Raw genomic sequence first — 317 nt, forward strand, 5'->3', positions numbered from 1 at the left:
CCGGTCAGTTGGCCGTGGGTGTTCCAGGTCAGTTGGTGGTAGCTGTCGTCAGGGTGCTGGATGAGGGTGATTTTGCCTTGCGGGCTGTAGGTGTAGCGGGTGATGTGGCCGTCGGGATCGGTCTGGCGGGTGATGTCGCCCTGGGCGTTGCGCTCGTAATACCACTGCGCCATGCCGCGCCGGATTTTGCGCACGTGGCCGTCGAGGTAGCTGTAGTAGGTGGGTTCGTCCTCGGGCGGGATCAGGGCGGTGAGGTGCCCGCTTTCGTTGTACTGGTATTCAGTGACGGCGCCGAGGGGGTCTTTTTCAGCGATCAG

1 protein-coding gene is annotated in these 317 nt (G+C 62.8%); it reads right to left on the reverse strand.

What is annotated here, in order from left to right; all coding sequences use genetic code 11:
- The coding region (locus GHN86_RS23170; protein WP_153383349.1) for an RHS repeat domain-containing protein at positions 1–317 on the reverse strand (317 nt) is incomplete at both ends.

The sequence above is a fragment of the Pseudomonas helleri genome, assembly GCF_009600315.1.
Taxonomy (GTDB): Bacteria; Pseudomonadota; Gammaproteobacteria; order Pseudomonadales; family Pseudomonadaceae; genus Aquipseudomonas; species Aquipseudomonas helleri_A.